We start from the raw sequence: 17,404 nt of genomic DNA, 5'->3' as shown, positions 1-17,404 counted from the left end.
TTGTCCTTGCCGCTGCGCACGCTGGTCAGCCGTCGTCACCGGTCAAACGCGTCGCGCACCAGATCCCGCAACAGCCCGCTGGCCATCGCAGGCATGCCGACATGGTGGGTGGTCGCCCCCGGAACGGCGATGACCGTCGCGTTGGCGATCCCCTTCACCGCGTCACTGCGCGCGACATCCGGCGCATAGCTGTCGCCGATAACCAGCGTCAGATGCGTCTGCGGCTGGCCCGCCAGTGCCGGCCTCAGGTCCACCGGCTCTTTGGCCTCGCGGAACAGCTCGGCGTCGCCCTGCCTGAGATGCGTTGCCTGCGCGTCGTGGTCGCGCGACGGCGCAACCAGCCCGGCCAGCGATATCACCGCGTTTGCCTTGATCGCCAGACCTGCGCGCAAAGCGGCGTAGCCCGCCGCCGAACTGCCCAACGTGACGATCTTCGAGCCGCCCAGCTCCGCTGCCAGCACTTGCAGCCTGTGATGCAAATCGGCTTCCCCGTCACCGAAACCGGGCAGGCCCTTCAGAAAGGCCCTCCCGTAGGGATCGCGCAAATAGACGACATTCACCGCAAGATCGGCAAACAGCGCATCCAGATTGCGATTGGGCACATAGTTTACCCCGCCCAGAAAACTGCCGAAGACAAACAGCGTCCCTTGAGGGTTCTCTGCCCTGACCACGCACAGATCCGAATCCTGCAGCACCCCTGCCCGTGGCGGCGCGTCGCCCAGCGCCTCAAGCGCCGCCAGCACGGAAAGCACCGTCTCACCGATGCGCGGATCCTGCGTGAGCTGCCTCAGAACCCGCTGCGCCGTGTCCACCTGCCCCGCACGCAGCGCGAACAGGGCGAATTGCAGCTGCCAGTTCTGGTCAACCTCGCCACGCTCGGCCTGCGTCGCCAGACGCGCGTACACGGCGGTATCCTGCGCGGCAGGCAGGAAGACCCGGTTGAGCCGGTAAAGCACCCGCCAGTCCGCCGGAAACAGATCGAGCGCGCGCATCAGAGCACGCTCCGCCTGCTCGAAATTGCCCGCCGCTGCCGCAAAGCGGCACAGGCGGCACAGCGCTTCCGAGGTCTCATTGCCCTGGCTGATGTCCTGCGCGACCCGCTCGGCCGAGTCGGCCATGCTGGCCGTCATCGGATAAAGACGGCTTTGAATGCTTTTGGCATAGGCTGGCAGCGGCCCTGTCTCTTCGGCCTTTTGCAGCAGTTGCTGGGCAAGATCGAACTCGCCGACTTGCATCGCACGGCTGGCAAGACGCAGTTGCACGGTGCGGCTGTCGGGTTGCCGGGCAAGCGCGTCTTTCAGAAAAGCGACCTGCGCAGACCAGCTGCCCAGCGCGGGCAACAGCCCGTTCACCGCCGCCGTGAGCGCGTTTTCATCGGGCGAAAGCCGCGCCTGACCGTCGCCAAACAATGCAACGGCACCCTCGATGTCACCGTCCTGCGTCAGGGCCTGAATGCCAAGCGCCCAGACCCAAAGATTGTCAGGTGCGTCGGCCAGAAGCTGCGTTGCCAGGGCGCGCGCCTCGGCTCCCTCGCCCGTCGCCAGATGCAACCGCACCCGTGCGATCCGTGGCGCGACCGACTTGGGTTGCTGGTCCAGAAACGCGGCGATCTGCGATGCGGCGTTTGCGTAGTCTTTCTGTTCGATCAGCCGATTGACCCGTGCATGATCCCAGGTTTCGCTTTTGGCCTGATCCATTATGCCCCTCATTCGCTCTGACGCCCAAAACAAGCGGACACACAACCAAAACGTGTTAGACGCATCACTACGATACCCGAAGCACCTTTTCCAGCGCGGTGTCGGGATCAGGATCGTCGAACACCGCCGCCCGCTTCTGGCGCGGCTGCTCGGCTTTCGCCAGGGCGCTCACAGCCTGCCAATGGGCTTGCAGCCGTGTTCCAACTGCGGGATCGAGAGACCGGCGCGGCGCGGTCACAAGCGCGGGCAGGTCGGCCAATGCGGCCGTCCAGTCTGAGGCCAGCTCGTCCTGACGGGACGTTTGCTCGGCCTGCCCCATGAACTTGTGCAGCGCCGGAACCGCCACCAGCCGCGCGGGCGTCCCATACGCGACCGCCGTGATGTGGCCGTGCAGCGAGGCTCCGATATGCGCCTGCGCGCCCGCGATCACTGCTGCCACGTCGCCCAGCGCCTCGGCCCCGTCGAAGGGAGCAGTGCGGTCGGGGATCAGCCCGTGCAGCTCCTGCACCAGCTCGTGATCGCCATGGCATCGTCCCAGCGCCAGCAAGATCCCCACCGCACCCGCCTGTCCCAGCGCCGCATCCAGCGCCGCCGCAAAGCGCGCGACATCCAGCGCGCCAAGGCTGCGGCGCTTGACATGCACGGCGACAACCGGCGTTTGCGCAGCGACGCCGAGGCTTTTCTTGACGGTGCCGAACCGCGCGGCAAGCGTTGCAGGAGACCACAGGCGCGGCAGATCCAGCGCCGTGTCAGGCAGAACCTCTGGCCTGCGCCCCGACCACCGCGCCAGTGCGCGGGCGCTGGCCTCATCGCGCACCATGAAGTGGTCCGCCGCCTCGACAACCCGCCGCAACCACGCTGGCGGCTCGCCCGGATCACGCGGAGCCAGCACGCCGGGCGCATTCCACAGCACCGCTTTGCCGTGCAGCACCGCATGCGCCGTGGCACCGACCCAAAGCGACGGGTAGGCGCTGGCGGCATAGGTCGGCAAACCGAAATCATGCAGGTGGACGATATTGCCGCCACCAATCAAAACAGCATCGAAACTCTCGATTGTCGCGGTCATTTCCTTGAACGATATTGGCCGGATCGCATCGCGATAGCGGGTCAGTTCCGAGGTCGGCGACACGGCAACGACCTCGATCCCGCTCTCTGCAAGACACGCCTGCGCGACCAGCGGGAACAACAAATCGCCGTAATTCTCGACGTCAAATGTGCCCAGGATGGCGACGCGACGGGTCTGGCGTGCAGTTGCCATCTTCAAGAGCCGCTTGTTTTCGACATGACACCCGTTACCCCTGCATCGGACCACGGAACGCTCGCCGTCGACCCCCTGCCTTCTACCGTTCTGAATTGATTTGGCTATTGCATTAGTAAATCATCCCGGCAACACCCTCAGCAACCGCATTCGTGCGTTTTGGCCAAAAGAACCGGACCCTGCGACAGCGACATGAAAACTCTGGACGGCAAGACCGCGCCGCATCTGACGAAAGGCCCCGAGCAGACCGCGCCAGCGCGGCCTTCGGACACCGACAGCCCCTCGTATAATACCTTGCTGATACAGGGCGAAGCCCAGTTCAACGCGGGTCAGTTTCAACAGGCCGCGCAGCTTTATTCGCAAGCACTCGACAAGGCCGGACCGACCGCAGTCGTCTTGATCCGGCTGGCCGATATCTGCATTAAAACCGGGGCGCTGGAGAACGCGGAAACGCATCTTGCGACCTTGCGCACAATCGCGCCTGCATTCCCATGGACACCGCTGATCGAAGCCGACCTGGCGATGTGCCATGCCGACAGTGATCGCGCGCTGGTTCATCTGCGGGACGCGCATGCGCGCATGCCCGACAACGCGAAAATCAAGACCCGGCTCGACAAGCTGGCCGAGGAGGTCGAGAAACAGCGCACCCGGACCGCGCCCGCGCCGCTGCGGATCTGGCCCGCGAAAGGGCCGGCAGATTTCCTGACCGCGACCCCGCAAGAACGTGTGCTGGTTGTCTCCTGGGACATAGCCCACAACGTGGTGGGTCGGGGGATCACCATGGCTGAAACGATCAGCGATGCCGTGCCCACTGCCGTCGCCGGACCAATGTTCCCGATGTATGGCACCGAGCTGTGGCCCCCGCTGGCCGACGCCGACCGCACGGTGCCGATCATAGGCTGGAACGCCCCGCATTTTCGTCACCTCGTTGAAGGCAGCTTGCGGCTGGTACAGGAATGGCCGGCAAAGACGGTGTGGATCTCGAAGCCGCGCTTTCCGTCGATGCTGATCGGTTTGCTCTACAAACACGTACACGGCGCGACCGTGCTGTGCGACCTCGATGACGATGAGCTGGCCTTTGTGAACGGCGAAGCGCCGCGCGACTTTCAAAGCTTTGTCGAGCGCATGGAGCCGCAGGACTGGCAACGCCCGCAAGGCAAGATCTGGACCGAGCTGGGGATGGGCATGGTGCCGATGGTCGATGGCCTGACCGCCTGCAACCCGGTTCTGAGCGCGCGCCACGGTGCGGCTCTGGTCCGGCACGGCCGCCGGGACGCGGACGCCGAACGCGCGATTGCTGCGCGCGCGCAAACGCGCCTGACGCACGGGTTTGCGCCGCAAGACCGGGTGGTTCTGTTTCTGGGCACCCCGCGTCGGCACAAGGGCCTGCTGGAACTGGCGCAGGCGGTCGTGGCTCAGAATGATCCCGATCTTGTGCTGTGCATTGCCGGATCCGCGGTCGATACCGACATGGAAAACGCGCTCAAGGCCCTGCCCGGCCTGCGCCTGAAACGGCTGTACGAGCAGCCGTTCTCGCGGGTGCTGGACCTGAATGCGATGGCGGATCTGGTGGTGCTGCTGCAAGATCGCGAAAGCCCGATCTCGCAAAGCCAAACCCCGGCGAAGCTGACGGACGCGGTGGCCGTCGGCTCGCCTGTGCTGATCACCGATGTCCCGCCCGTTGCCGATGTCATCGAGGCCGGGGCCGCCATGGCGATTGCCAAAGGCGAAGTTCTGAGCGAGCGCCTGCGCGCGGTTCTTGCCCAGCCGCGCCCCCAAGGCGTCCATCCGTTCTTTGCGCAAGAGATGGCGTACGGGCCCAACCAGCGTCGCGCGCTGGACGCGATCACGACCGCCCGTCAGTCCACCCAGCGCCTGACCGCCGATGCCGGGCGCCTGCTGCGTTTCATCGACACCGAGATGCCGGGCGTCTTGCCGGCAGATCTGTCGGCCCTTGCGGCACCGCATTTGCGCTGCGCCCCGTCGCTGGCCCGCACGATCGACTCCGACAAGCCGATCAACGTCGCCTTCTTCTGGAAGCAAAACGATTCCGGGCTGTATGGCCGCCGTCAGGACATGCTGGTGCGCGAATTGGCGCGCCGCCCCGAGATCGGGCGCGTCCTGCATATCGACGCGCCGATTGCGGCCAAGCAGTTGCAATTCAACACCAACCCGATGCGCCCCCCGGTTGACAACGAACGGCAGATGAGCTCGGCCAACGCGCTGTTGCGGTTGGCGGGACTGGCGGATGAGGGCAATCTGTTTCGCCGCAGCTTTGTGATGGGAACTGCGGGTGACACCGTGCTGGGCACGCGCCTGCTGTCGCCTGACAGCTTCCCCAATGTGGTCGAGTCCTGGCTGCGCGGACTGGAGATGATCGACAACTGTATCGCCTGGGTCTGCCCGGTGGTCGACGGGTTTGCCGATGTGCAGGCGCGGCTCAACTTTCCTTTTATCGTGTCCGATTACATTGACGACCAACGGTTCTGGACGAACTCGGCACTCAAGGATCGGATGATCCGCGACAACTACCGTTTCATGGCGCAACACACCGATTTGGCACTGGCCAATTGCGTGCCGGTTGCCGACGCCCTGGCAGGCGAAGGGTTGCAGACTTTGATGGTCCCCAATGGCGTCGACACACCGCAGGCACCCCCGCGCCCGGCGGATGAGATCACGCGGCTGGGGGGGCCGGTCGTTGGCTATTGCGGCAATATGAACGACCGCTTCGATTTCGATCTGGTCGAGTCGCTGTCGCGCGCACGGCCCGATGTGCAGATCGTGTTGATCGGCAAACTGTCCCTCAAGGCTGAACGGGCGCGGATGCTTGCCTTGCCGAATGTGCATGTTCTGGGGGTCCGACGTCACGACGCGGCGCAGGCCTGTATCGCGGGCTTTGATGTCGCCATCGTTCCGCATATCCGCAACGATATGTCCGACCGGATGAACCCGCTGAAGGTGTACGTCTATCGCTCGCTGGGGGTGCCCGTGGTCACGTCTGGCGTCGCCAATCTGGACGACATGCAGGGCGAGATCCGGGCAGCGACCGACACCGACGGCTTTATCCGCGCCGTGAATGACACGCTGATCGAAGCGAGCACTCAGCCACGCAAGCAGATGCCCGATGCGCTGAAAAAAGCGCTATCGTGGGAAAGCAAGATGGACACCATCTGGGCGCACGTCGATGAACGGTTGCGCGCGCGGTTCCCATAGTACTCAGATCGGCTCAACGACCAGCGGGCACCGCTCGTAGCCCCGAATGACCGACCAGGTCGCAAGCTCGCACCGGGCTTCAGCAGCCGACGCGGGCAGGCTTACACGCCAGCCGTCGAGCAGCGCGTCCAGAACGCGCGCCAGAAACAGACGGCTTGCCAGGGCGCCGGTACAGCCCAAAGGCCCAAAGGCGAAACTTGCAGTCACAGCGCGCGGGCGATCCAGACGCAGCGTGTCGGGCTCGTCCCAAACCGCCGGATCGCGATTGGCCGAAACCAGATCGAGCAGCACCAGACTGCCGGGCGGCAGCGTGACATCGCCCAGTTCCAGCGGCTGCGCCCCGCTTTGGCGCCACACATACCGCAAGCTCCCATAAAGGCGCTCTACCTCCAGCAGATAAGGCGCGCGCAGCGCGGGCTCGGCGCGCAGGCGCTCTTGCAGATCGGGCGTTTCGGCAAGGTTGCACATCATGTTAACGGTGAGATGCGTCAGCGGTCTCAAGGCCAAAAATGCCGGTGAGAGCCAATGCAGGGCAGGTATGTCGCCGCAGGTCGAGTGCTGAACATCCAACTGCTCAAGCAGCGCAAAGGCCTCGGCCGCGCGGGATTGCAGACGCGACAGATCGTCTATACCCAACTCGTCAATGTCGTAAAGAGTCTGGGCAAACTGGGCTTCGGTCGCGTTTGCCAGCGCCTCATCCAGCCCGAACGCCGTCGCCCGCAACCGGCCGAGAAGCGGTCGGACAAGCCCGGCAGTAACTTCGATTGTCGTCCGGCAGGTAATGCGGTCGCGCAAAAATCCGGCGACGTCGAGATCCGGCACCTGTTCGGCCAGACGCTTGGTCAGCGCGTTGGCCGCGCGCCGTTCGGCGTCATTGGGTACACGGTGAGCACGCAGGACAGCCCCAAAGACCGTCAACAGCGAGGCGTCGGTCTGGTTCTGGCGCTGACATTCCAGTGCAAGTCGTTTGGACAGGACAAGATCGACGGTGGTCGCGGCGTCGGACATAACGCCGCGAACATCGGCCATCCGCGACACGCGCCACTTGCCGAACCCGATCCTGTGCGGCGCTCTGCTCTCGATCGGATCGCGACAACCGTCCGCGATTGACGCCCGCCGCCGTGCCTGATTGTCCGCATGGGGCATTGTTGCAAAGGCCTGACATGACTATGGTCCGGTCAACCTAGGCCTTTCACATCATTGAGGAAAGCGAAATTGGCCGACTCTCCTGAAATCTCGGTTGTCGTGGTTTGCTGGAACATGGCGCGCGAGTTACCACGCACGCTTTGGTCATTGTCGCGGACCTTTCAACAAGGCATTGATGATCTGCACTACGAGATCATAGTCGTGGACAATGGCTCGGACTCGTTGCCCGTTGCCCCCGCGATGGAGCCCGCGCCGCAGATCCGTCGTGTCTCGCGACCCAGCGCCTCACCTGTCGGCGCGATGAACGAGGCATTGGCGCTGGCAAAGGCCCCGCTGATCGGCGCGTGGATCGACGGGGCGCGCTTGGCCTCGGCCAATCTGCTGGACTGTGTCCGGGCGGCGGCTGCCCATCACCCTGCCCCGGTCATCGCCACGATGAACCGCCAGTTCGGCCCCGCCCACCAGTCGGTCAGCGCGCGCGACGGATACAACCAGACCGTTGAGGATGCGCTTCTGGAGACGGCGGGCTGGCCAAACCCCGAGGCGGATCTCGTCGCGGTGTCCTGTCCCGAAATGTCCAGCACTTCGGGGGCTATTCTGGAATCCAACGCGCTGTTCATGGCGCGGCACACCTGGGACGCTCTGGGCGGCTACGATCCGGCCTTTACCGACGCTGGCGGCGGGATGTGCAACCCGGACATGCTGACGCGCGCCGTGGCCCATCCGGGTACACAGTTGATATACATGAAAGGCGTCTCGACCTTTCACCAGATCCACGGCGGCACATCGACCAGCGATGCGGACAAGACCGTCGCAATGGTCAAGCAAGCCTCGCGGGCCTACAACGCGCTGCGTGGCCATCCGCCGCGCATGGTCCGCGAGAAAGGCTGGGTCTTTGACGCGGCCAACGGCACGCTGGCCAAAGGCTAAGCGCCGTCGAGCTGCGCCGCCTCGGCCGCGACAATATCACGGGATCGTTGCAGGATCGCCTTGTGGCGGCGCAGCGCCTCCGGCGACAGGGCCTTGTCGGGGCGTTGCTCCAGATCGTACGTGCCGTGATCGCGCCCCCGCACCAGCGTCGCAAACCCCCGGCTGCCATGCCGTTGCGCCACATCGCCCGCGATATAACGGATCGCAAAGCCGATGCGGCGCCCGCTGGGCGCCCGGTTCGGGTGCGACCCATGGACCAGCATGACGTGGTGCATCGACATTTCGCCCGGACGCAGCGGGCAATCGACGATCTGGTCCTCATCCACCTCCAGCGCGACCTCTTCGCCCAGCGGCAACATGCTGGATGGCGCGTTGCGGATGGCGTGGCGAACCGGGGTTTTGTGGCTGCCGGGCAGCACGCGCAGGCAACCCATCTCGGGCGTGCTGGGGGTCAGCGCCAGCCACACGGTCAGCGCCTTGGGCTGATCCAGTCCCCAACAGGTGCCGTCCTGATGCCACGGCACGACATCATCGGACCCGGCGTCCTTGGAGAAAAAGCTCGACCCCCAGCACAACAGATCCGGCCCGAGGATCTGCGCAACGGCGTCCAGGATACGGGGATCGTGAACAACGTCCCACAGGAAGGGAAACAGCAGATGCGCCTTGGCGTTGATCGCCATCGGGAACTGCCCGCCGAACCGCGCTTCTGCGGCCAGCAGCTGGGACAGGATCGCGTCGACCTCAACCGTTTCGAGTACCGGGATCGGCGCGGCATAGCCGCTCTGGGCGAAGCGCTCGGACAAGGTGTCGGTCATGACTGGTCCACCGGTTTTGCCGACGAAGCTGCCAGATGCGCCAGCTTGCCGTTTCTGATCACCCGCCCGGCACGACGGACGATGTCGCTGTGGCGTGCCAGCGCGTCGGGGTGCATTTCGCCCTCGGGCGCGCGTTCAAGCTCCATCCCCGACAGGTTGCAGCCCCGCACCAGCGTTGCCGTCCCGCCTTCTTGCCGGACACTGGCCGCGACGTAGCGGATCACAAAGCCCAACCGGCGCTGCGCCGTCGTGTTCCGACCCGAGCCATGCAGCACCAGCGGATGATGCAGCGACATCTGGCCGGGGTTCAGGATCAACGGGCGCGCATGTGCCGGATCGACCTTGACCGCCACTTCTTCGCGCGCGCCAAGCATGTTCTGCGGATCTTGCGTGTCGAGATGGTTCAGCTGCCGGGTCTGGGTGCCGGGGACGACCTCCATGCAGCCAGACTCATGTGTCGACGGGGTCAGCGCCAGCCACGCCGTCGCGCCATCGGTGGCGCTGAGCCCCCAGAAGGTCGCATCCTGATGCCAGGCAACATACCCGTCCGATGCAGCAGGTTTGTCGATCGAACTGCACCCGATACACAAGATATCAGGCCCCAGAACGCTGGCCACCGCATCGACGATGCGCGGATCGTGGACCACGTCCCACAGGAACGGCAGCAACAAATGCGGCTTGATCCGCACCAGCCCGGACAACCGCCCGTGGCGAGTCTCCTCGATCCGCTCGAAATCGGCCAGCAACTGGCGGGCGTCCGCCGGCGGCAGGGCGTTGATCGGCGCCACCACCCCGTCGCGCGCGAACTGCGCGACGGCATCGGCGGAAAGCGCATTGGACATGGGGCGGGCGTCGGTCATCTGTCAGAACGGCTCCTTGTGCGCGACATCTTCGCCAGACAGGGCTGCGGCCCTGTCGCGGGCGGAGGTATAGGGAAGCATGGCCCAGAGTGCGTTCTCCTGCCGCATCCCCTCGCCCATCGACAGCGCCGCAAACCGCAGCCGGGCAGCACGGCGCGGCGTGGCCCCGCCTTCGATCGCCGCAACGATCTGGTTCCAATGCTGCGTCAGCGCGTTCTGGACAGCCGATGACAGGGTGGTGCGTGGCTGGCAGATGGCATCGGACAACCGGCCCAGCGCCTGCGACCAGTCGTTCACCTTGTCCGCGTCCCGGTCCAGATGCTGCACCAGACCGTCAAACTTGCGGTAGGCCGGACGCGCGACCAACAGCCCCGGCGTGCCATAGGCAGCCGCGGCAACATAACCGTGCAGCGACGATCCCGCATAGGCCGAGGCATACGCGATCAGCGCCGCAATATCGCGCAACTGTTCAGGCTGATCGAGCGCCGCGTTCGGGCAGCCCATCGCGGTCAACGCCGCCGATACCTCGCGCGCGATCCGGTCATCGCTATGCGCGCTGCCCAGACCGATCATCACCGGCGTCAGGTTCAAGGCCTTGCACCGCGCGCCCAAGTCTTGCGCAAACGCTGCGACGGGCACATCGCCGAGCGAGCGGCGGCGCACGCTGACGGCCAGAATCCCCTCGCGTGTGGTTAACCCGAGGCGCTGCGCCAGCCGGTCAAAATCGCCACGCAAGCTGGCTTTGGGCCACATCCGCGCAAGGCCGAGCACCGGGTCAGGAACCACCTGCACCGGGCCACCAGCAACCAAACCCGCCATACGGACCGAACCCGGGTCGCGCAGGGACAGGTAATCCGCCGCGTCGAAGGCAGCGCCTGCGAGGGGTTGAAAACTGGGCCGCAGCGGGTGCGGAACACCCGGCGCATTCCACGCCAGCGGCACATCACGCAGCGCCGCCGCTAGCGTCGCGCCCAGCCACATCGACGACGCGGCACAGGCCCCGACACCAAGGCCGCGGTATTCGTGCAGCATGTCCATGCGGTGCGTGTGGACCAGATACCCGCCGCCGATCACCACGGCGGCGCAGGGCAGATCCGGGTCGAAAAGCTGCGCAATCGGGCGCGAAGGCATCGCGTCGCTCAGCCCGGTAGCCGCGCCGGTCGGCGACACAGCCTGCACGTTGTATCCGTGCAGACCCAGCTCATGCTCAGCAATCAGCGGGAACAAGAGATCGCCAAAGTTGCGCATGTCGAACATGCCGCAAATCATGACGTTGCGGACGTCTCCCCGCTGATCTGCCGCCGTTGTCACGCCGCGGCAGACCTGTCTTTGAGCCGTCCTGCGATATGCTGAGACAGCTCGGTGACGCTGGGATGATCAAAGACTTCGGTCGGCCCCACCTCGATTGCATAGGTTTCTTCCATCATGCCGCACATGATCGTAATCTCAATGGAATCAAGGCCATAGTTGTCAAATCGTTCGGCAACCGGAAAGGGGTCCGCGGCAACATCGATGACCGAGGTGATATAGGTCACCATCCAGTTCTGGATAGCCTCGGCATCGGCAGGGGGTGACAGGTGCGCGTCGGAGGTCATGAAGCGCCTTTCATATAAAGAGGGAGGCTGCGAAGTGCGCTTTGAGTATCCCTTACCTTCGCGCGCTGCGCAACCAGACCGCGAATCGAATACAGGTTGGTAATTGTCGGCTTTATTTATCGGTTATTTTTGACGCCTTCCGCCTGCCCTTCATCCGGCACGACATGGATGGTCTGGGTGGGAAAGGCGAAATGGATGTCGAGCGACTGGGCAAGCTCGACAATATCCCCGATCAGCCGGTGCTGGGCCGCGACGTGCGCGGGGTAGTCGGCGACAAAGAAATACCCCCACAGTTCAACATCCAGCGACGAGGCGCCAAGCGCCTTCAGACCGACAAAACCGGTCGTTGCATCAGCGCCCGGCTGCGCCAGATAGAGCGCGCGCAGGCGGGTGACAAAGACGTCGAGCCGCTCTCGCGGGGTGTCATAGGTCAGCGAAATCACCAGCTGGACCTTGCGCTTGCGGCGCTGTCCCCAGTTGATGATCGACTTGTCGGTCAGCTGCGAATTCGGGATGATCAGCGTGCAATCGTCAAAGGTCCGCAACCGAGTCGAGCGCAGGCCGACTTGCTCGACCCTGGCGCGGGTGTCTCCGGTCTCGACCAGGTCGCCACGGCGAAACGGCCGGTCGCTCATCAGGATCGCGCCACCGATCAGGTTGGTGACCGTCTCGCGCGCGGCAAAAGCCAGCGCGACACCGCCGACGCCCAGCCCGGCGATCACCCCTTCATAGGGCAGCCCGGTCACGTCAGCCATGGCGATGAGCGTCAGCGCCACGATGATCACCTTGAGGATTCCCAGCGTCAGCGAGGTGGCGATCTCATCCACAAATCCGCGCGTGCGCTGCGCGCGACGCTGGAAATAGCCGCCCAGAACCTCGACCCCGACATAACACAACCAGCCCACGGCGACGGTGGCGATTGCCGCCAGCACGACGGTCAGCGTGCCCAGCAACGTCTGCGCCAGCCCGGCCTTGGTGAACAGCCAGACCGCCGCACCGCTGGCCACCAGCGTGCCGGTCGGCCGCCCCAGAAGCCGCGTCGCATCGACCCTGACCCCGCGTTCGGCGTGGCGCAGGGTCGTGAACGCCAGCAGCGTCACCCCGTGCCCCGCGATCCAGCCCAGCACCAGCGCCACCGCGACGGACAGCGGCAGCGCGATCCATTGCCACAGATCCAGCGGGCCAATGCGGTGCAACAGCCGCGGCGACAGCGCGCGGAACCATTCGCGGATCTCGAAGAAACGGGTAACGGGCGCCGACGGCGGAATGCCGTCAGCCGTGGGCAGATCCTGCATTGCCGCAAAGAGCGCGGGCGCATCGCGCAGGGTTTCGGCCGTGAACAGCCAGCGATCCGGCGCACCCTCGGCCCCCGCGACGCGGTCGATGACGATTGACCCGGCGGGGTGACGATAGAAGACATAGGGCAGCGTGCGCTCGGGGTCGTCGGGGATTTCCTGCCACGTGACATAGCCCGCGCGGTCTATCACCTGCTTGAGGTATTCGGCCAGCAGCGGTGCCTCGACCGTATACAGCCGGGGCGGCACGCCCGACAGATCGAGCGTTCTCAGCGTCTGCGCCTCACCGCCCGAATTCCACGCACGGATGCCTTGCAGAAAATCGCGCATCGTCTGCCGGGGGCTGTTTTCCCGCGCGGCATTCAGCGCGGCCAGCGTCGGATAGCCCAGCGTGGACAGAAAGCGATCGAGCGTTGCACGCAACGCGGCCTCGGACGGGGCAACGAGGTGCCACGCACCATCACGGCGCTGAAAGTTCAGGGTGAAATCGGCCGTCGCGGCAGACGGCCCCAGTCGGAACTCGGCACTATCCTCGGCAACCTCACCCGGCGCGTCGTACAGACGAAAGGTCGACAGGTCGATCAGCGTCCACAGCAGGTTGCGCCGGTGTCGCTGATCGCGGTCCCCCAGAGGTTCGCCCGCATAGAGCATCAACCCGTCCAAGGCGCCCACCGCCGACAGGTTGCTGCCATAATCGGCTGCATTTTGCAGCGCAACGAAGCGCTCGAGCGCCTCTCTCGGGGTGGCAGCTGGGGTCGTGGGCTGGGACATCTCCTGCGGAGCGACACGGCTGCCGTTCCAGTATTCGCCATCGACATAGCGGCCGGTAAAGCTCTGGCCGTCTTCTGCCAGTGAGAATACGATCGGCCCTTCCAGCCCGTCCTGCCGCCAGATCCCGGTCATCACACGCCCGTCGAGTGTCCCCTCGACCGACCCCGCCCCGGGCACATAGCTGCCGGTCACGCGATCCCCGTCGCGTTGCAGGGTCATCCGCGCCTCGCCATCGCGCCAGAACGTATCCCAGACCCCGGTCCAGTCGCGTCCCTCCTGCCCCAGCGCGGGGCAGGCAAGCAGACCGAACGCCAAAAGCGCAAGACGGACAACAGCGAGCAAATCACTCTCCTGGATAAACCCAAGGAGACAGCTTACCGCATCTTCGCAAAGTTCCTAGCACGCAGCGCGGCTTTCTCCCCCAACGTAGGCCTTGCGGGCCAAGGCGCCCCCCCTCCTTGAGACGCGGCGCGAACCAGTCCAGACAGACCCCAAACTTTTGGGCCGCGGTTGCGGCACGGCTCCGACCAAGGTACGGACCACACAATGTCAGCGGCGGCGCTGTACGGCCAATGCATTGGAATATAAGGACGATCCTTCATGAAAGCCGGTGTCTCTGGCCATCACCCGGACCTGCACCCCGGCTTCAACGCCTTGATGTCCGCCAATCTCGTCTAAGGGTTCTCGCGCCTCGGCCATGACGTCACGCTGCTTCTGCCTGAGGTCGGGATCCGCTCGCAGCACGCGCGGCTTGCCAAGCTCGGCAAGAGCGTGAGCGACCTCGATAGCGTCGACGCCGAAGCCTTCGACATCCGCGTCATTGAGCCGGACACGGATCTGGGACGCTTCGATCTGGTAATCTGGCAAAGCTATTTCAAAGAAGATGAGGCTTTCTGGCCCGCCATCCGCAAAGCTGCGCGGATCGTCGCCAAGAATACACCGCGCCTTCTGGTCGGCGACCCCGGTCGCGATGCCCGGATCTTCAAGGGCATAACAGACCGCTATGATATCGTCGGTCTGGCCATGAACAGCGACTTTGCCCTTGCCACCAAGAGCTTTGCCGCCAGCCAACGGCCGCACCGTTTATCCCGGGCTTTACGAAAACCAGGTCGTCGAGGCCCAACTGGCCGGTGCCGCTGTCGTCGGTCAGGCAGATGCCTTGCCCGAAGAGCTGGTTGGATCGACGATGACAGGGATACGGTTTGATCGGTATTCCCAGACGGACGAGATTGTCGAATTTCTGGATCAGGTCATCCGCAACCGCCCGACCGTCAGCGCCTCGGCCAAAGCCTGGGCCCGAACCCACCATTCCATCGACGCCATGATCGCTCCCCTTCTGGCGATGGCGGAGTAAAACGCCCGCCGGCGCATGATGCCGCAAGCGGGCGGACTGGCCGGACCGCATCAAAATGTTCTGAAAAAGGAAATGTGGTAGCGGAGGAGGGACTTGAACCCCCGACACGCGGATTATGATTCCGCTGCTCTAACCAACTGAGCTACTCCGCCACGCTGCCGGACCCTTGGGCCTGCTGGCTGGCGGCTTCCTAGGGCAGCCTCGCAGGGGCGTCAAGAGGGAAATGGCGCAGTCTGGCGGTGCTTTGCCCTCTCGCTTTGCGCGGCTGTGCAGTCTAGGTCTGGATCAGCCCGGAGGCCCCATGCAAACCCTGCCCCAGACCCGTGATCTTGTCCTAATCGGCGGCGGCCATGCGCATGCGCTGGTGCTGCTGCGCTGGGCGATGAACCCGCTGGCCGGGGCGCGGCTGACGGTGATCGACCCGCATCCGACAGCGCCCTATACCGGCATGCTGCCGGGCTTGATTGCCGGGCACTACGCCCGTGCCGATCTGGAGATGGACCTTGTGGCGCTGGCCCGCCATGCCGGAGCGCGGCTGATTCTGGGCCGGGCGGACGGGCTGGATCCGGTGGCGAAAACGATCAGCGTGCCGGGGCGTCCGCCGGTAGCCTATGACGTGGCGTCGGTGGATGTCGGGATCACCTCGGACCTGCCGCAGTTGCCGGGGTTCACCGAACACGCCGTCGCCGCCAAGCCGCTGGGCGATTATGCCGAGCGCTGGGCGCAGTTTCTGGCGAGCGGGCGCGCGGCACCGCAGATTGTGGTGCTGGGCGCGGGCGTCGCCGGGGTCGAACTGGCGCTGGCGATGGCGCATCGGCTGCGCGCGGTGCCCGGACGGCGCATCACGGTGATCGAGAAGGACAACGCGCTGCCCCATCTGGGCGTTTGGGCGCGCGGTCGGCTGCAGGCGCTGTTGGCCGAGCGCGGGATTGTCCTGCTGACCGGCACGCAGGCGGCGGCAATCGAGGCGGATGGCGTGGTGCTGGCCGATGGTCGCAAGATCCCCTCGGATTTCACGCTGGGTGCGGCGGGCAGCCGCCCGCAGGGCTGGCTGGCGGGCACCGGCCTGCATCTGACCGACGGGTTCATCACCATCGACCCTGAGCTGCGCTCGACCTCGCACCCCGATGTCTTTGCAGTTGGCGACTGTGCACACATGGCCGCCAGCCCGCGCCCCAAGGCCGGGGTGTTTGCGGTCCGCCAGGCCCCGTTCCTGCACCACAACCTGCGCGCCGCGTTGAGCGGCGGGCCGATGCGCGCCTACAGACCGCAGCGCGATTACCTCAAGCTGATCTCGCTGGGCGAGCGCAAGGCGCTGGCGGATAAATGGGGCTTGCCGTTGGCGGGCCGGGGTCTGTGGTGGCTCAAGGACCGCATCGACGCCAAGTTCATGCGCATGTTCCACGCCTTGCCTGAGATGCCCACGCCCCCCCTGCCCCGCGAGCACACGCTGGGTCTGGTCGAGGCCTTGGGCGACAAACCGATGTGCGGTGGTTGCGGGGCCAAGGTCGGGCCCGACGCGCTGCGACGGGCGCTGAGCGGGCTGGCGGCCAGCGGCGCGGTTGAGCTGGGCGCGGGCGATGACGCGGCGGTGCTGGCAATGGGCGAAACGCGGCAGGTGATTGCCACGGACCACCTACGCGCGGTGACCGAAGACCCCTATCTGATGGCCAAGATCACCACGGTTCACGCCTTGGGCGATGTCTGGGCAATGGGCGCGAAACCGCAGGCAGCGCTTGTCAGCCTGATCCTCCCGCGCCTGTCCGAAGAGCTGCAAAGCCGAACGCTGGCCGAGATCATGGCGGGCGTGTCCGAGGTGCTGAGCGCTGCCGGGGCCAGCATCGCGGGCGGGCACACCACGCAGGGGGCCGAGCTGACGATTGGCCTGACGGTGACCGGGATTGCGGGGAACCGTATCCTGACCAAGGGCGGCGCGCGCCCGGGCGATGCGTTGATCCTGACCAAGCCGATCGGCTCGGGCACGCTGCTGGCGGCTGAAATGCAGAAACGGGCACCGGGCCGCGCGATGGCTGCGCTCTGGCCCTATCTGACCCAACCGCAGGGCGCGGCGGCAGCGATCCTGACGCCGGTCGCCCATGCGATGACCGATGTGACCGGGTTCGGGCTGGCCGGGCATCTGGACGAGATGATGCGGGCCGGAGACGTCGCGGCGGATCTGGCGATGGCGGCGATCCCGCTGTTCGACGGGGCCGAGGCAATGGCGGCGGCGGGCGTCGCCTCGACCATCGCACCCGCCAACCGCGCCGCCTTGCTGGGCCGGATCGCCGCGCCGCAGACAGCAGCGGCCGCGCTGCTCTTCGATCCCCAGTCCGCGGGCGGGTTGCTGGCGGCGGTGGCCGAGGCCGACGCCGTGCCGGTGCTCAGGCAACTGGAGCAGGCTGGCTTCACCGCCGCCAGCATCGGCACGATCCGCGCGCGGGACGATCAGCCCGCGCTGCGGGTGATCTGA

At 65.5% G+C, this 17,404-nt stretch carries 13 protein-coding genes and 1 tRNA gene; 4 read left to right on the top strand and 10 right to left on the bottom strand.

Translation table 11 applies throughout. The features are described from left to right. Window positions 1-35 precede the first annotated feature (35 nt). Complete coding sequence (locus EAE28_RS08545) at window positions 36-1,697, bottom strand: tetratricopeptide repeat protein (protein ID WP_127105434.1); 1,662 nt, start codon at window positions 1,695-1,697, stop codon at window positions 36-38. Between the two features lie 67 nt (window positions 1,698-1,764). Continuing rightward, complete coding sequence (locus tag EAE28_RS08540) at window positions 1,765-2,955, bottom strand: polysaccharide pyruvyl transferase family protein (RefSeq protein ID WP_127105433.1); 1,191 nt, start codon at window positions 2,953-2,955, stop codon at window positions 1,765-1,767. Between the two features lie 192 nt (window positions 2,956-3,147). Here EAE28_RS08540 and EAE28_RS08535 point away from each other — a divergent pair, with 192 nt between their 5' ends. After that, the gene (locus EAE28_RS08535; protein ID WP_127105432.1) at window positions 3,148-6,168 is read left to right on the top strand and encodes a glycosyltransferase; all 3,021 of its coding nucleotides are present in this window, start codon (window positions 3,148-3,150) and stop codon (window positions 6,166-6,168) included. A 3-nt stretch (window positions 6,169-6,171) separates the two neighbouring features. On the opposite strand, the gene EAE28_RS08530 is transcribed toward EAE28_RS08535, so the two are convergent. Next, a complete protein-coding gene (locus tag EAE28_RS08530) occupies window positions 6,172-7,314 on the bottom strand; it encodes a cytochrome P450 (RefSeq protein ID WP_164736585.1) in 1,143 nt (380 codons plus the stop codon). Between the two features lie 69 nt (window positions 7,315-7,383). Between EAE28_RS08530 and EAE28_RS08525 the strand changes: the two genes are divergently transcribed. Next, on the top strand, window positions 7,384-8,244 hold the full coding sequence (locus EAE28_RS08525) for a glycosyltransferase family 2 protein (RefSeq protein WP_127105430.1): 861 nt from the start codon (window positions 7,384-7,386) through the stop codon (window positions 8,242-8,244). Here EAE28_RS08525 and EAE28_RS08520 read toward each other — a convergent pair. From EAE28_RS08520 to EAE28_RS08495, 6 genes are all read right to left on the bottom strand, one after another. Further along, complete coding sequence (locus EAE28_RS08520; protein ID WP_127105429.1) at window positions 8,241-9,059, bottom strand: phytanoyl-CoA dioxygenase family protein; 819 nt, start codon at window positions 9,057-9,059, stop codon at window positions 8,241-8,243. The two genes, EAE28_RS08525 and EAE28_RS08520, sit on opposite strands and share 4 nt — an antisense overlap. After that, window positions 9,056-9,919 (bottom strand): phytanoyl-CoA dioxygenase family protein, encoded by an 864-nt coding sequence (locus EAE28_RS08515; RefSeq protein WP_127105428.1) that lies wholly within the window; start codon window positions 9,917-9,919, stop codon window positions 9,056-9,058. The genes EAE28_RS08520 and EAE28_RS08515 overlap by 4 nt, the downstream gene beginning before the upstream one ends. A gap of 3 nt (window positions 9,920-9,922) precedes the next feature. Further along, window positions 9,923-11,176, bottom strand: a complete 1,254-nt coding sequence (locus tag EAE28_RS08510) for a polysaccharide pyruvyl transferase family protein (RefSeq protein ID WP_164736584.1) — start codon at window positions 11,174-11,176, stop codon at window positions 9,923-9,925. A 50-nt stretch (window positions 11,177-11,226) separates the two neighbouring features. Beyond that, entirely contained in the window at window positions 11,227-11,514 is a 288-nt protein-coding gene (locus tag EAE28_RS08505; RefSeq protein WP_127105426.1) for an acyl carrier protein, read from the bottom strand. A gap of 116 nt (window positions 11,515-11,630) precedes the next feature. After that, window positions 11,631-13,922 (bottom strand): mechanosensitive ion channel family protein, encoded by a 2,292-nt coding sequence (locus EAE28_RS08500; RefSeq protein WP_127105425.1) that lies wholly within the window; start codon window positions 13,920-13,922, stop codon window positions 11,631-11,633. Between the two features lie 207 nt (window positions 13,923-14,129). Beyond that, a complete protein-coding gene (locus EAE28_RS08495) occupies window positions 14,130-14,651 on the bottom strand; it encodes a hypothetical protein (RefSeq protein ID WP_127105424.1) in 522 nt (173 codons plus the stop codon). Here EAE28_RS08495 and EAE28_RS08490 point away from each other — a divergent pair. Beyond that, window positions 14,638-14,934: a glycosyltransferase family protein gene (locus EAE28_RS08490; RefSeq protein WP_127105423.1), complete on the top strand. Its 297-nt coding sequence runs from the start codon at window positions 14,638-14,640 to the stop codon at window positions 14,932-14,934. The two genes, EAE28_RS08495 and EAE28_RS08490, sit on opposite strands and share 14 nt — an antisense overlap. A gap of 75 nt (window positions 14,935-15,009) precedes the next feature. On the opposite strand, the gene EAE28_RS08485 is transcribed toward EAE28_RS08490, so the two are convergent. Continuing rightward, window positions 15,010-15,086 (bottom strand) — tRNA-Met (locus EAE28_RS08485). A 149-nt stretch (window positions 15,087-15,235) separates the two neighbouring features. Between EAE28_RS08485 and selD the strand changes: the two genes are divergently transcribed. After that, window positions 15,236-17,404 carry a selenide, water dikinase SelD gene (gene selD, locus EAE28_RS08480; RefSeq protein ID WP_127105422.1) on the top strand — a complete coding sequence of 723 codons (2,169 nt, stop codon included), beginning with the start codon at window positions 15,236-15,238 and terminating at the stop codon, window positions 17,402-17,404.

Source organism: Pararhodobacter zhoushanensis (assembly GCF_003990445.1).
Taxonomy (GTDB): Bacteria; Pseudomonadota; Alphaproteobacteria; order Rhodobacterales; family Rhodobacteraceae; genus Pararhodobacter; species Pararhodobacter zhoushanensis.
The sequence above is the reverse complement of the archived record's forward strand: the minus strand, read 5'-3'. Positions and strand labels throughout refer to the sequence as shown.

Excerpts from the sequence above, each read along its gene's own strand:
- EAE28_RS08545 (WP_127105434.1), bottom strand. The coding sequence starts at position 1,697 with ATGGATCAGGCCAAAAGCGAAACCTGGGATCATGCACGGGTCAATCGG.
- EAE28_RS08540 (WP_127105433.1), bottom strand. The coding sequence starts at position 2,955 with ATGGCAACTGCACGCCAGACCCGTCGCGTCGCCATCCTGGGCACATTT.
- EAE28_RS08535 (WP_127105432.1), top strand. The coding sequence starts at position 3,148 with ATGAAAACTCTGGACGGCAAGACCGCGCCGCATCTGACGAAAGGCCCC.
- EAE28_RS08530 (WP_164736585.1), bottom strand. The coding sequence starts at position 7,314 with ATGCCCCATGCGGACAATCAGGCACGGCGGCGGGCGTCAATCGCGGAC.
- EAE28_RS08520 (WP_127105429.1), bottom strand. The coding sequence starts at position 9,059 with ATGACCGACACCTTGTCCGAGCGCTTCGCCCAGAGCGGCTATGCCGCG.
- EAE28_RS08515 (WP_127105428.1), bottom strand. The coding sequence starts at position 9,919 with ATGACCGACGCCCGCCCCATGTCCAATGCGCTTTCCGCCGATGCCGTC.
- EAE28_RS08510 (WP_164736584.1), bottom strand. The coding sequence starts at position 11,176 with ATGTTCGACATGCGCAACTTTGGCGATCTCTTGTTCCCGCTGATTGCT.
- EAE28_RS08505 (WP_127105426.1), bottom strand. The coding sequence starts at position 11,514 with ATGACCTCCGACGCGCACCTGTCACCCCCTGCCGATGCCGAGGCTATC.
- selD (WP_127105422.1), top strand. The coding sequence starts at position 15,236 with ATGCAAACCCTGCCCCAGACCCGTGATCTTGTCCTAATCGGCGGCGGC.